The organism is Halomonas sp. HK25, from assembly GCF_047795635.1.
Lineage (GTDB): Bacteria > Pseudomonadota > Gammaproteobacteria > Pseudomonadales > Halomonadaceae > Halomonas.
Genome location: NZ_CP181044.1, coordinates 4,248,259 through 4,259,623 on the forward strand (window position 1 = coordinate 4,248,259; position 11,365 = coordinate 4,259,623).

Below are 11,365 nucleotides of genomic sequence, written 5' to 3' on the forward strand. Positions count from 1 at the left end.
CCGCTTATCGTTAGCCTGCTTATTCTAGCTCAGCCGGCGTCGGGCTGCGCATCCGGGGCGGCCTGTTGGAAGGCAGACAGCGCTCGACAGTTGGCCGCGATGCGCCGGATCCGTGGATAGGCCGACAGGTCGCACTCGAAGCGCTCGGCGTTATACACCTGGGGCACCAGGCAGAGATCCGCCAGGGTCGGGGTGTCGCCGTGGCAGAAGTCGCCGCTGCCGGCCGCCCGGGAGAGCATCGCCTCCAGGGCCTGGAAGCCCTCGGCGATCCAGTGGCGGTACCAGGCCAGCTTGGCCGCCTCGTCCGCCCCCAGTTCGCCCACCAGATACTTGAGCACCCGCAGGTTGTTGAGGGGATGGACCTCGCAGGCGACCAGCTGGGCCAGGGCGCGGACCCGGGCGCGCCCGGCGGCGTCTACCGGCAGCAGGGCCGGTTCGGGGTGTGTCTCGTCCAGGTACTCGCAGATCGCTAGCGACTGGGTGAGCACCAGGCCGTCGTCTGTCACCAGTGTAGGCACCAACCCCTGGGGGTGGCGGGCCAGGTTATCCTCCCCGCGCTGCTCGCCCTTCACCAGGCTGACCGGGGCCTGGTCATACGCCAGGCCCTTGAGGTTCAGGGCGATACGCACCCGGTAGGCGGCCGACGAGCGGAAGTAACCGTAGAGCGTGGTCATGCTGCTTTCCTTCACTTGGGCTGGTACTTCACCACCTGCTGGTCGATGGTGCCGAAGATGCTCTGGCCGTCACGGTCGAACATCTCGATGCGCACCCGGTCGCCGAAGCGCATGAAGGGGGTCTTCGCTGCACCGTGCAGGATCTGCTCCACCATGCGCACCTCGGCCAGGCAGCTGTAGCCCACGCCGCCCTCGTTGATCGGCTTGCCGGGGCCGCCGTCGGGGTCCGGGTTGGAGACGGTGCCCGAGCCGACGATGGCGCCGGCGCCGAGATACCGGGTCCTGGCCGCATGGGCCACCAGCTGCGGGAAGTTGAAGATCATGTCCGGGCCGGCCTCGGGTACGCCGAACTTCTCGCCGTTGAGGTGAACGGTCAGCGGCAGGTGGACCTTGCCGTCCTGCCAGGCATCGCCCAACTCGTCCGGGGTCACCGCGATGGGCGAGAAGGCGGAGGCGGGCTTGGCCTGGAAGAAGCCGAAGCCCTTGGCCAGCTCGCCGGGGATCAGGCCGCGCAGGCTGACATCGTTGACCAGCATCACCAGCTTGATGTGCTGGGCCGCCTGCTCGGGCGTCACCGCCATGGGTACGTCGTCGGTGATGACGGCGATCTCGCCCTCGAAGTCGATGCCGTGCTCCTCGCTGACCGCCTCGATATCCTCGGTGGGGGCGAGGAAATGGTCGCCACCGCCCTGGTACATCAGCGGGTCGGTCCAGAAGGTCTCGGGCATCTCGGCGTTACGCGCCTGACGCACCAGCTTGACGTGGTTGAGGTAGGCGGAACCGTCGGCCCAGTGATAGGTGCGGGGCAGCGGCGAGTGCAGCTGGCTCTGGTCCAGCGTGAAAGCGCCCTCGGCGTTGCCCGCGTTGAGTTCGGCGTAGCGCGCCTCGAGTTTGGGGCTGACCACATCCCAGGCCTCGATGGCCTGCTGCAGGGTGGGGGCGATATCGGCGGCGGAGACGCCCTGGGAGAGGTCGCGGGAGACCAGGATCAGCTCTCCGTCGCGCCCGTGCTCTTGCGTATCCAGCTTGAGGGTGGCGAGTTTCATCGTGGTTCAATCCTTGTCGTCAGAGGCGAGGCCCTGAGGGCCTCGTCCGTTCATTTGTCTTGTTGCGTTCAGGTCCTGTTGTGACCGCTCAGGGCTGCTTCGGATCGAAGTGCGAGCGCAGGGTCGACCAGACGTCCACGTAGTCGCGCTGGCGGTAGTCCGCCTCGAGCGCCGCCTCGGTGGGATGGAAGACGTAGCGGCTCTCGAACATGAACGCCAAGGTATCACCCATGTACTGCGGCTTGAGCTCGGCGTTAGAGGCCTTCTCGAAGGTTTCGGCATCCGGGCCGTGGGGCGACATGCAGTTGTGCAGACTGGCACCACCCGGCAGGAAGCCCTCCGCCTTGGCGTCGTATTCGCCGTGGACCAGCCCCATGAATTCGCTCATCAGGTTGCGATGGAACCAGGGCGGGCGGAAGGTGTTCTCGGCTACCATCCAGCGCGGCGGGAAGATCACGAAGTCCAGGTTGGCCATCCCGGGGGTGTCGGAGGCCGAGGTCAGCACGGTGAAGATCGACGGGTCGGGGTGATCGAAGCTGACCGTGTTGATGGTGTTGAAGTGGGCCAGATCGTACTTGTAGGGTGCGTTGTTGCCGTGCCAGGCCACCACGTCCAGCGGCGAGTGACCGAGGCGCGTCTCCCAGAATCGACCGGAGAACTTGGCCACCAGCGAGAAGTCACCCTCGAGGTCTTCAAAGGCGGCCATCGGGCTCTGGAAGTCACGCGGGTTGGCCAGGCCGTTGGCGCCGATGGGGCCCAGGCCGGGCAGCTCCATCGGGCTACCGTAGTTCTCGCAGATATAGCCGCGAGCGGCCTCGACGCCGGCGGCGCGGCGCACCTGGAACTTGACGCCGCGGGGGATCACGGCGATCTCGCCGTTGGCCACGTCGATCTCGCCGAACTCGGTGCGCAGGCGGAGTGAGCCCAGCTGCGGGACGAACAACATCTCACCATCCGCCGTGTAGAAGAAGCGGTCGGTCATGTCCTGGTTGAAGGCGTAGACATGCACGCCCACGCCGGTCTGGGCGCCGGCATCCCCGTTGACGGCGATGGTCAGCAGGCCGTCGATGAAGTCGGTGGGCTCAGAGGGTAGCGGGGCCGGATCCCAACGCATCTGGTTGGGATCGGCAGCGGGCTTGGCCAGCGGTGAGGTGTGCACCTGACGCTTCTCCAGCGGCTGGTAGGCACTCTGTACCACGGACGGGCGGATGCGGTAGAGCCAGCTGCGCAGGTTCTGGTGGCGTGGTGCCGTGAAGGCCGAGCCGGTCAGCTGTTCGGCATAGAGCCCGTAGGCACATTTCTGAGGGGAGTTCTGACCCTCGGGCAGGGTGCCGGGCAGGGCTTCGGTCGAAAAATGGTTTCTGAAACCGCTCTGGTACTCAAGCGTTTCGGTAGTCATGGGCATATCCTCTTTCAGTACTGTTCTTGTTGGGCTGACTGGCCTTGTGCCGCTGCCAGCTCGGTGGCCTGACCGGCAATGGCCAGCGCTTCCTCCAGCACCCGCTGCTCACCGATATGATTGGCCAGCAGCAGGATCAGCCGGGCGTTGATGCGTTCGCTCTCGGCCTCGCTGCGCTCACGGTGCAGGTCGGTGAGCGTGGCGTAGAAGGCATCCGGGTCGCTGAAGTTGGGGGACAGTTCAAGCCGGTGCATGGCGGCCTCCCTGAAGTTGGGAAAGAGGAGCAAGCTGCTTGCCCAGAGCGCGATCGATGGCGTGGTTGACTGCCTCGCGACGACAATCGGCCCAGCGGGCCGTCACGTGCTGGTCGGGGCGGATCAGGTAGGCGGCTCCCGGGGTCAGGCCGTAGCGGTCATCGACCCGGCGCTCGGCATCCTCGATCAGGGTGGTGCGTGGCAGCTGGATCAGCGCCTGGGAGGCGGGGCCGAGCACGAGCAGGTCCAGGTCGGGTTGCTCCTCCAGCAGGGCCGCCAGTTCCGGTGCCCGAGCCTCGGCTTCGTTGGTCGGCAGTCGGCCGCCGAGCAGCAGCACGAAGCGGTTGCCCAACTGGTTGAGCAGCCAGGCGCTCTGGCCATCCAGGCGGATGGGGGCATCTTTGGCTGGCGTGCCGGGGCGCAGGTCGGCGGGCATCCCCTCGGCATCGGGGCCATTGAGCGGCGAGTCCTCGTAGCGGCAGGGCATCGACAGGCGGCCGCTGTTGACCAGGCTGCGGGCGAAGGGATACTGCTCCGCCAGCTCCAGGGTGGTGTCGCGGAACAGCCGGCTGATTCGGCTCTTGGGGGTGATGAAGTCGGTGGCCCGGGTCGAGTTGAGGATGTTCTCGCCCGCCCCGTGCTGGCGCTCGGTGTTGTAGGTCTCAAGCAGCGCCGCGGGGGCCTGTCCCTTGATCACCCTGGCCAGCTTCCAGGCCAGGTTATCGATGCCCTGGGCGCCACCGTTGGCGCCGCGAGCCCCGAAGGGCGAGACCTGGTGGGCGGCGTCGCCCATGAAGAACACCCGGTTGTGGATGAAGTCATCCATCTTGCGGCAGCGGAAGGTGTAGACGCTGGCCCACTCCAGCTCGAACTCCACATCCGCCCCGAGCATCGCCTGCACGCGGGGGCGGATGTTCTCCTCCTTCTTCTCTTCCTCGGGGTCGGCGTCCCAGCCCAGCTGGAAATCGATGCGCCAGACGTTGTCCGGCTGCTTGTGCAGCAGCACCGACTGGCCTGGGTGGAAGGGCGGGTCGAACCAGAACCAGCGTTCGGTGGGGAAGTCGGCCTTCATCACCACGTCGGCGATCAGGAAACGGTCCTGGAACACCTGCCCCTTGCACTCCAGGCCGAGCTGATCACGGATCTTGCTGTTGGCGCCGTCGGCCACCAGCAGGTAGTCGCAACTCAGCCGGTAGTCACCATCCTCGGTGGCCACCGTTACCACCGTTTGGTCCGGTCGGCTGTCCACCGCGGTGACCTTGTTCAGCCAGCGCAGGTCGATGTGCTCACGGAGTGCGGCGGCGCGGTCGACCAGGTACTCCTCGAGGTAGTACTGCTGCAGGTTGATAAAGGCCGGCACGCGGTGACCTTGCTCGGGCAGCAGGTTGAAGTCATAGACCTCGCGCTCCTGGAAGAAGACGCGGCCACGTTGCCAGGTCACCCCCTTGTCGAGCATCGGCTGGGCACAGCCCAAGCGGTCCATGATCTCCAGGGTGCGCTTGGCGAAGCAGATCGCCCGCGAGCCGACGCTGACGGTGTTGTTGTCGTCCAGCAGGACGCTGTCGATGCCCTGCAGGGCCAGGTCGATGGCGGCAGTCAGGCCCGAGGGGCCTGCGCCGACGATCACCACCGGGCAGTGGCGCACCTCCTGGCTGTCCAGTTCGGGCGGGCGTCGGTACGGGTAGACGGGATTGTTGTGGGTCGTTGGCATGCAATACTCCCATGGCGCCGCCGGATGCGCTTCACCCGACGGCCGGTCACGGTCCTGAGGAGGGTCTTTGGGGACGCTTACTGGTTCTCGACGACGTCCTGCAGCGAGTGCCACATGTCATTGTCGCGCTCGGCGGTCCAGATGCGCGGATCCGGGTATTCGCCGCCCGCCTCGTCATAGCAGCGGGTGATGTCGAAGGGCACGCAGTGATCGAAGATCACCCAGTGACCGTACTTCGGCTTGAGCAGGGCGTAGGTCTCGGCATAGCACTCGGAGAGCGACTTGCCGGCGGCCTTGCCCGCCTTGACGCTCTCGTACATGTCATTGAGGAAGTCGCGGGTGCCCTGAATCGCTTCCTGGCATTTTTCGGGAGTCTGCAGGGCATCACCGCGGCCCGGCACCAGCTTCTGAGGGGCCATGGCCTGCAGGCGGTCCAGGGTGGCGGGCCAGTATTCGTGATAGGCGTCGCCGGTATAGGGGGTGGCGCCGTACTCGACCAGATCGCCGGAGAACATCACCTTCTCCTCGGGCAGCCAGACGATGGTGTCGCCCTTGGTGTGGCCGCGGCCGAGATGGATGATGCGCACCTCGCGCTTGCCCATGTAGACCGTCAACTCTTCCTGGAAGACGATGTTCGGCCAGGTCAGGCCGGGCACGGAGTCGACGCCCTTGAACAGGCGCGGGAAGCGGCCGACCTCGGACTCGTAGTCCTGCTGGCCGCGTTCGACGATCAGGTCGTAGGTGTGCTGGCTGGCGACGATGTTCTCGGCGTTGTAGGCGGAGGCGCCCAGCACGCGCACGGCGTGGTAGTGGGTCAGCACCACGTGCTTGATCGGCAGGTCGGTGACTTCGCGGATCCGGCGGATCACGTCCTGGGCCATGATCGGGGTGGCCTGGGTGTCGATGACCATCACGCTGTCGTCACCGATCACGATGCCGGTGTTGGGGTCGCCCTCGGCGGTGTAGGCGTAGAGGCCCTCGGCCAGCTTTTCGAAGCTGATCTGCTTCTCTTCGGTGTCGGCATGGGATGCGAACTTCTTGCTCATGGTGTCTCCGGTCTCGTCGGGGTCGTCACGGTTTAGCGACGCGTTACTGTTGTTTGGGCGAGCTGTGTGGAGCGAGCATAGTTGCTGTTGAAACTAGATGTCCAGCCTGTCGAGCGACTCCTCGCCAATGACAACGCCGAGGGGCGCTAAAAAACTGCTTCAGATCAACGTTTTTCCTGGAAATTCATACCTAAGTCTAGGTGCTTGACAGCGCAAATTAGTTGCACAGGAGACTGTCTGCCGGCAAGGTGGCGACCATAACAATCTCCCGTGACGATCTAGGAGCACAGCAATGAACAAGTTCGCTCGCCTGACCCTCGGTACCGTGGCGGTCACCAGCATGGCACTCAGCCTGCCGGCCTTGGCCCAGACCACGCTCACCGTCAGCACCTGGGGGGGACCCAACCACGGTATCAATACGCTTGTCTGGCCCACCTGGGGGGCCTGGATCGAGGAGGCCACCGAGGGCCGCGTGACCCTCGAGGTGGTCCACGACATGGGGCCGCCGGCTGCACAGATGGAGATCGTTGCCGACGGCATCGGCGATGTCACCTGGGTCTTTCATGGTTTCAACCCGGGGCGCTTCGAACTGACCAAGCTGCCCGAGTTTCCCACCTTCGAGGACTTCACCTCAGAGGACGCCTCCGCCGCCTACTGGCGCACCCACCAGGAGTACCTGGCCGCCGCCGGCGAGCATCGCGGCATCGACGTGGTGGCCGTGGGCGTACATGGGCCCGGCCAGATCTTTACCCGCAATCACGTCGAGGGCCTCGATGACCTGGCAGGCCTTCGTGTGAGGGTGGGAGGGGCCATCATGGGTGATCTCTCCAATGCCTTGGGCCTGACCGGCGTGGCCCTGCCACCCACCGGCGTCTATGAAGCGGCCTCCCAGGGGGTCATCGACGGCGCCATGCTGTCACTGGAAGGGTTGCGTAGCTTCCGCGTGGCCGAGGTGCTGCCCCACACCCTGACCGTGGACGGCGGCTTCTATCGCGGCAGCTTCGCCATCGCCATGAACCCGATGTTCTGGGACCAGATCTCGCCCGAGGACCGCGTGGCCATCGAGGAAGTCTCCGGCGAGCACCTGTCGCGCCTGTTCGGCTACATGATGGACGTCGTGGACGCTCGCGGCGTGGAGTTTGCCGAGGAGCAGGGCAATACCTTTACCCGGATTTCAGACGCCGATGTCGACAGGCTGCGTGACATCAACGAAGAACTGCTGGCCGACTGGTCGGCGGCCGTTGCGGATCGCGGCGTGGATGCCATGGCGGCTATCGCCTACTTCAGTGAACAGCTGGTCGAGGCGGCCGAGAGTGAGCGCATCGCCGACCGTGTTGTGAGTCAGTAACTTCTTTCGACCTGCGGAGACGTGACCATGCAAACCCTGACGACACGCGCGACGCGCGTCGGCCGGGTCCTGCAGCTGACACTGGAGGGGGTGGCGGGTGCCACCCTCTTCGGCATGATGCTGCTGACCACGGCAGACGTGAGCGGCCGCTACTTCTTCAATTCGCCGATTCTCGGCGCCGTGGAGCTGACCCAGCTGATGCTGGCGGCGCTGGTGTTCCTGTCGCTGCCGGTGGTGTGCTGGCGCCAGGAGCACGTCAGTGTGGACCTGCTCGATGCCATCTTTCCCGTTCGGCTGATCTGGGTGCGCGAGGTGGTCGTCAACCTGGTGGTCACGGTGGCGCTGTGGGCCATGGCCCAGCGTGTCTGGGCGCTGGCCGAGCGCGCCTTCGACTGGGGTGATGTGACCGAATTCCTGCGTATCCCGCGCGGCTACCTGATCGGACTGATCGCGACCATGCTGGCCTTGTCGGCGCTACTGACCCTGGCCCGGGCGGTGCTCTACCTGCTGGAAGGGCTCAAGGTGGTCAAGCAGGGCGGTCCGCTGAGTCCCTCTACAGAACGGGGAGGGACCCATGACTGAAGCACTCTACGGCTTCGCCGCGCTGCTGGTCCTGGTGTTCCTGCGGGTGCCACTGGCGTTCGCCATGGGCATCATCGGCTTCGTCGGTTTCTACTACCTGACCGGTAACTGGGCCGCCGCCGAGGCGATGGCCGCCCGCCGGGTGGTGGATACCGCCATGGACTACGGCCTGTCGGTGATCCCGCTGTTCATCCTGATGGGCAACTTCGTCTCCCATGCGGGGCTGTCGGACGCGCTGTTTCGTGCCTCCAACGGCTTCCTGGGCCACCGCAAGGGCGGCCAGGCCATGGCCACCATCGTCGCCTGCGGCGGCTTCAGCGCCATCTGCGGTTCGAGCCTGGCCACCTGTGCCACCATGGGGCGCGTGGCCATGCCGCAGATGCGCAAGTACGGCTACAAGGATTCGTTGGCCGCGGCCTCCATTGCCGCCGGCGGCACCCTGGGGATCCTGATCCCGCCCAGCGTGATGCTGGTGATCTACGGCATCCTCACCGAGACCAGTATCCGCGAGCTGTTCGCGGCCGGCTTCATTCCCGGCATCCTGGGGATCTTCCTCTACCTGGGGGCGGTGAAGTGGGTGCTGTGGCGCGACCCCAGCGCCGGCCCGGCGGCGGAGAGGGTGCCGTGGCCGGAGCGCTTTGCCGCACTGAAGAGCGTGGGCAGCACCCTGGCGCTGTTCGTGCTGGTGATCGGCGGCATCTACCTGGGGGTGTTCACCCCCACCGAGGCGGCGGGCATCGGCGCCATGGGCGCCTTCCTGATTGCCCTGACGCGCCGGGCGCTGAGTCCGCGGGTGCTGATGGCCGTGCTGATGGACACGGTGCGCACCACGGCGATGCTGTTTGCGGTGGTGCTGACGGCGCTGATCTTTGCCAACTTCGTCAACCGGGCCGGGCTGCCCAATGACCTGCTGTCGCTGGTCAACGGGTTGAACGTGGCGCCCTTCGTGGTGATTCTGGTGATCATCGCCATCTACGTGGTGCTGGGCTGCGTGTTCGAGAGCATGTCGATGATGCTCCTGACGGTGCCGGTATTCTTCCCGGTGGTAGCGGGGCTGGGCTACGACCTGGTGTGGTTCGGCATCCTGGTGGTGATCGTGATCGAGATCAGTCTGATCACGCCGCCGGTGGGGATGAACGTCTTCGTGCTGCGGGCGGTGTTACCGGACGTTGCGACGGGGACGATCTTCCGCGGGGTGACGCCGTTCTGGGTGGCGGGGACGATACGGGCGCTGCTGGTGTTGATCTTCCCGGTGATCGTGCTGTTCCTGCCCCAGCTGCTCTATTAGATAGTGTCCGGATAACGAGACGGAGGTCCCATGATGGAGAGTAAGCCAGTGCCCCAGTCGGAAGAGGTCGCGGGACAGGTTACCGATCCGGAGAGCGTGTCTGCCAAGTATGAGATGGATCTCAATCAGTTCCTGCCGTATCGGCTCAATCGCCTGGCGGACCAGATCAGTCAGGCGCTGGCTGGCTTTTACGCCGAGCGTTATCAGATCAATGTGGCGCAATGGCGGGTGCTGGCCTGGCTCAGCCACTGCGATGACCTGACGGCCAAGAAGGTCTGCGCCTATACCAACATGGACAAGGCGAGAGTCTCGCGGGCTATCCAGGCACTGGAGGAGCGGGGGTTTATCACCCGCACCCCCTCGCCGCGGGACCAGCGGCTGCATGACTTGAATCTCACCGAGGCGGGCCAGGCGCTGCTGGCCAAGTTGGTGCCTGAGGCCCAGGCCTGGGAAGCCGAGCTGGTGGCCACACTGAGCGCCGGCGAGTATCGCGATCTGCTCAACGTGATGAGGAAGCTCGAACGGCAGCTCGAACGCATCGGCTGATACCCCTATCTTGTGAGCGTCTTTCCTCGGGCCTCTGCCCCGCAGCCGGCAACGACATGTTGCCGGTTTTTTATTTGCAGGCTATCTGGCGTAACAAGATTCTTCGGCGGGAAGGTGGCATGCTCATGGCCGGTAACCCCAGGTGATGCCTCCTCGCCACCATGAGTAACATTATGATTTTAAAACATTTATTTATGTTAAGACTTAAGTTGTATTGGCTATTGGTCGTGATTGGATTGCGTGCAGGGTGCTGATAGAGGCATTGTATGACAGAACGTGTTTCCTGTTGCGGCGGATATTGACCATTAATGTATCGCATTATTCCGCCTGGAAACCCCTCCCTGCTACCCGATGAATATGCCAGCCGCCCGCGACGACGGAGGAGCTTAACAATGTACAAGACAACAGGCCTGATGATCGGCACCCTGACTGCCGCCATCATGAGCACGTCCGCACTGGCCCAGACCACCATCACGGTCAGCACCTGGGCAGGTCCCAACCATGGCATCAACACCATGGTCTGGCCGACCTGGAAGGCGTGGATCGAAGAGGCCACCGAGGGTCGCGTGACCGTCGATGTCGTGCATGACTTGGGCCCGCCCGCCTCCCAGATGGAGATGGTAGCCGACGGTATCGCCGATGCCACCTGGGTCTTCCATGGCTACAATACCGGCCGCTTCGTGCTGACCAAACTGCCGGAGTTTCCCACCTTCGAGGAGTTCTCCTCCGAGAATGCCTCTGCCGCCTACTGGCGCACCCACCAGGAGTATCTGGCCGAGGCCGGCGAGCATCGCGGCGTCGATGTGGTGGCTGCCGGCGTGCACGGCCCGGGCTGGATCTTCAGCAATGAGCATTACGAAACTCTGGAGGACCTCAAGGGCAAGCGCATCCGCGTCGGCGGCGGTGTGATGGGGGATCTTTCCAACGCACTGGAACTGACCGGCGTGGCCCTGCCGCCCACCGGCGTCTATGAGGCGGGCTCTCAGGGGGTCATCGACGGTGCCATGCTGGTGCCCGAAGGCCTGCGTAGCTTCCGTGTGGCCGAGATCTTCCCCTATACCCTCAAGGTTGATGGTGGCTTCTACCGCGGCAGCTTCACCATCGTGGTCAACCCGATGATCTGGGACCAGATGTCAGCAGAGGATCGTGAGGCCGTCGAGGAAGTCTCCGGCGAGCGCCTGTCGCGCCTGTTCGGCTACATGATGGATGTCTCGGACGTACGCGGCGTCGACTTTGCCGAGGAACAGGGTCACACCTTTACCGAGCTTGGCAGCGACGATCTCGAGACCCTGCGTGGCATCAGCGACGACATGATCGCCGAGTGGGCCGCCAATAACCAAGACGTCGACGCCTTGGCGGCCATCGAGTATTTCCGCGAGCAACTCTCCGCTGCAGCTGAGGACGACAGTGTGGGTGCGCTTGTCCCGGACGATCTGAGGTAAGCGAAGCACTGTCGCCACATGGAGCGTGA

Annotated in this window: 11 protein-coding genes; 5 read left to right on the plus strand and 6 right to left on the minus strand. The window is 64.7% G+C overall.

What is annotated here, in order from left to right:
* Positions 1-29 precede the first annotated feature (29 nt).
* From maiA to ACM26W_RS19990, 6 genes are all read right to left on the minus strand, one after another.
* Positions 30-674 carry a maleylacetoacetate isomerase gene (gene maiA / locus ACM26W_RS19965; protein WP_416138699.1) on the minus strand — a complete coding sequence of 215 codons (645 nt, stop codon included), beginning with the start codon at positions 672-674 and terminating at the stop codon, positions 30-32.
* An 11-nt stretch (positions 675-685) separates the two neighbouring features.
* The gene (locus tag ACM26W_RS19970) at positions 686-1,720 is read right to left on the minus strand and encodes a fumarylacetoacetate hydrolase family protein (protein WP_416138700.1); all 1,035 of its coding nucleotides are present in this window, start codon (positions 1,718-1,720) and stop codon (positions 686-688) included.
* Between the two features lie 88 nt (positions 1,721-1,808).
* Entirely contained in the window at positions 1,809-3,119 is a 1,311-nt protein-coding gene (hmgA, locus tag ACM26W_RS19975) for a homogentisate 1,2-dioxygenase (protein ID WP_416138702.1), read from the minus strand.
* A 14-nt stretch (positions 3,120-3,133) separates the two neighbouring features.
* The gene (locus ACM26W_RS19980) at positions 3,134-3,373 is read right to left on the minus strand and encodes a DUF2783 domain-containing protein (protein ID WP_416138703.1); all 240 of its coding nucleotides are present in this window, start codon (positions 3,371-3,373) and stop codon (positions 3,134-3,136) included.
* Positions 3,360-5,084, minus strand: a complete 1,725-nt coding sequence (locus tag ACM26W_RS19985) for an FAD-dependent oxidoreductase (protein ID WP_416138704.1) — start codon at positions 5,082-5,084, stop codon at positions 3,360-3,362. The genes ACM26W_RS19980 and ACM26W_RS19985 overlap by 14 nt, the downstream gene beginning before the upstream one ends.
* 77 nt (positions 5,085-5,161) lie before the next feature.
* Positions 5,162-6,130, minus strand: a complete 969-nt coding sequence (locus tag ACM26W_RS19990; RefSeq protein WP_416138705.1) for an MBL fold metallo-hydrolase — start codon at positions 6,128-6,130, stop codon at positions 5,162-5,164.
* A 292-nt stretch (positions 6,131-6,422) separates the two neighbouring features.
* Here ACM26W_RS19990 and ACM26W_RS19995 point away from each other — a divergent pair, with 292 nt between their 5' ends.
* The 5 genes from ACM26W_RS19995 to ACM26W_RS20015 all read left to right on the plus strand — a co-directional run bounded on the left by ACM26W_RS19995 (position 6,423) and on the right by ACM26W_RS20015 (position 11,336).
* Positions 6,423-7,478 (plus strand): TRAP transporter substrate-binding protein, encoded by a 1,056-nt coding sequence (locus ACM26W_RS19995; RefSeq protein WP_416138706.1) that lies wholly within the window; start codon positions 6,423-6,425, stop codon positions 7,476-7,478.
* A 27-nt stretch (positions 7,479-7,505) separates the two neighbouring features.
* A complete protein-coding gene (locus tag ACM26W_RS20000; RefSeq protein WP_416138707.1) occupies positions 7,506-8,060 on the plus strand; it encodes a TRAP transporter small permease in 555 nt (184 codons plus the stop codon).
* On the plus strand, positions 8,053-9,348 hold the full coding sequence (locus ACM26W_RS20005; protein ID WP_416138708.1) for a TRAP transporter large permease: 1,296 nt from the start codon (positions 8,053-8,055) through the stop codon (positions 9,346-9,348). Before ACM26W_RS20000 ends, ACM26W_RS20005 begins: the two co-directional genes overlap by 8 nt.
* 114 nt (positions 9,349-9,462) lie before the next feature.
* Positions 9,463-9,894, plus strand: coding sequence for a MarR family winged helix-turn-helix transcriptional regulator (locus tag ACM26W_RS20010; protein WP_416140931.1), 432 nt, complete (start codon positions 9,463-9,465; stop codon positions 9,892-9,894).
* Positions 9,895-10,286: 392 nt separating this feature from the next.
* Positions 10,287-11,336, plus strand: coding sequence for a TRAP transporter substrate-binding protein (locus ACM26W_RS20015; protein WP_416138709.1), 1,050 nt, complete (start codon positions 10,287-10,289; stop codon positions 11,334-11,336).
* Positions 11,337-11,365 lie beyond the last annotated feature (29 nt).

Bases quoted from the DNA above. Each gene is read 5' to 3' on its own strand.
- ACM26W_RS20005 (WP_416138708.1), top strand. From the start codon at position 8,053: ATGACTGAAGCACTCTACGGCTTCGCCGCGCTGCTGGTCCTGGTGTTC.
- hmgA (WP_416138702.1), bottom strand. From the start codon at position 3,119: ATGACTACCGAAACGCTTGAGTACCAGAGCGGTTTCAGAAACCATTTT.
- ACM26W_RS20000 (WP_416138707.1), top strand. From the start codon at position 7,506: ATGCAAACCCTGACGACACGCGCGACGCGCGTCGGCCGGGTCCTGCAG.
- ACM26W_RS19970 (WP_416138700.1), bottom strand. From the start codon at position 1,720: ATGAAACTCGCCACCCTCAAGCTGGATACGCAAGAGCACGGGCGCGAC.
- ACM26W_RS19990 (WP_416138705.1), bottom strand. From the start codon at position 6,130: ATGAGCAAGAAGTTCGCATCCCATGCCGACACCGAAGAGAAGCAGATC.
- ACM26W_RS19995 (WP_416138706.1), top strand. From the start codon at position 6,423: ATGAACAAGTTCGCTCGCCTGACCCTCGGTACCGTGGCGGTCACCAGC.
- ACM26W_RS20010 (WP_416140931.1), top strand. From the start codon at position 9,463: ATGGATCTCAATCAGTTCCTGCCGTATCGGCTCAATCGCCTGGCGGAC.
- maiA (WP_416138699.1), bottom strand. From the start codon at position 674: ATGACCACGCTCTACGGTTACTTCCGCTCGTCGGCCGCCTACCGGGTG.
- ACM26W_RS19980 (WP_416138703.1), bottom strand. From the start codon at position 3,373: ATGCACCGGCTTGAACTGTCCCCCAACTTCAGCGACCCGGATGCCTTC.
- ACM26W_RS19985 (WP_416138704.1), bottom strand. From the start codon at position 5,084: ATGCCAACGACCCACAACAATCCCGTCTACCCGTACCGACGCCCGCCC.
- ACM26W_RS20015 (WP_416138709.1), top strand. From the start codon at position 10,287: ATGTACAAGACAACAGGCCTGATGATCGGCACCCTGACTGCCGCCATC.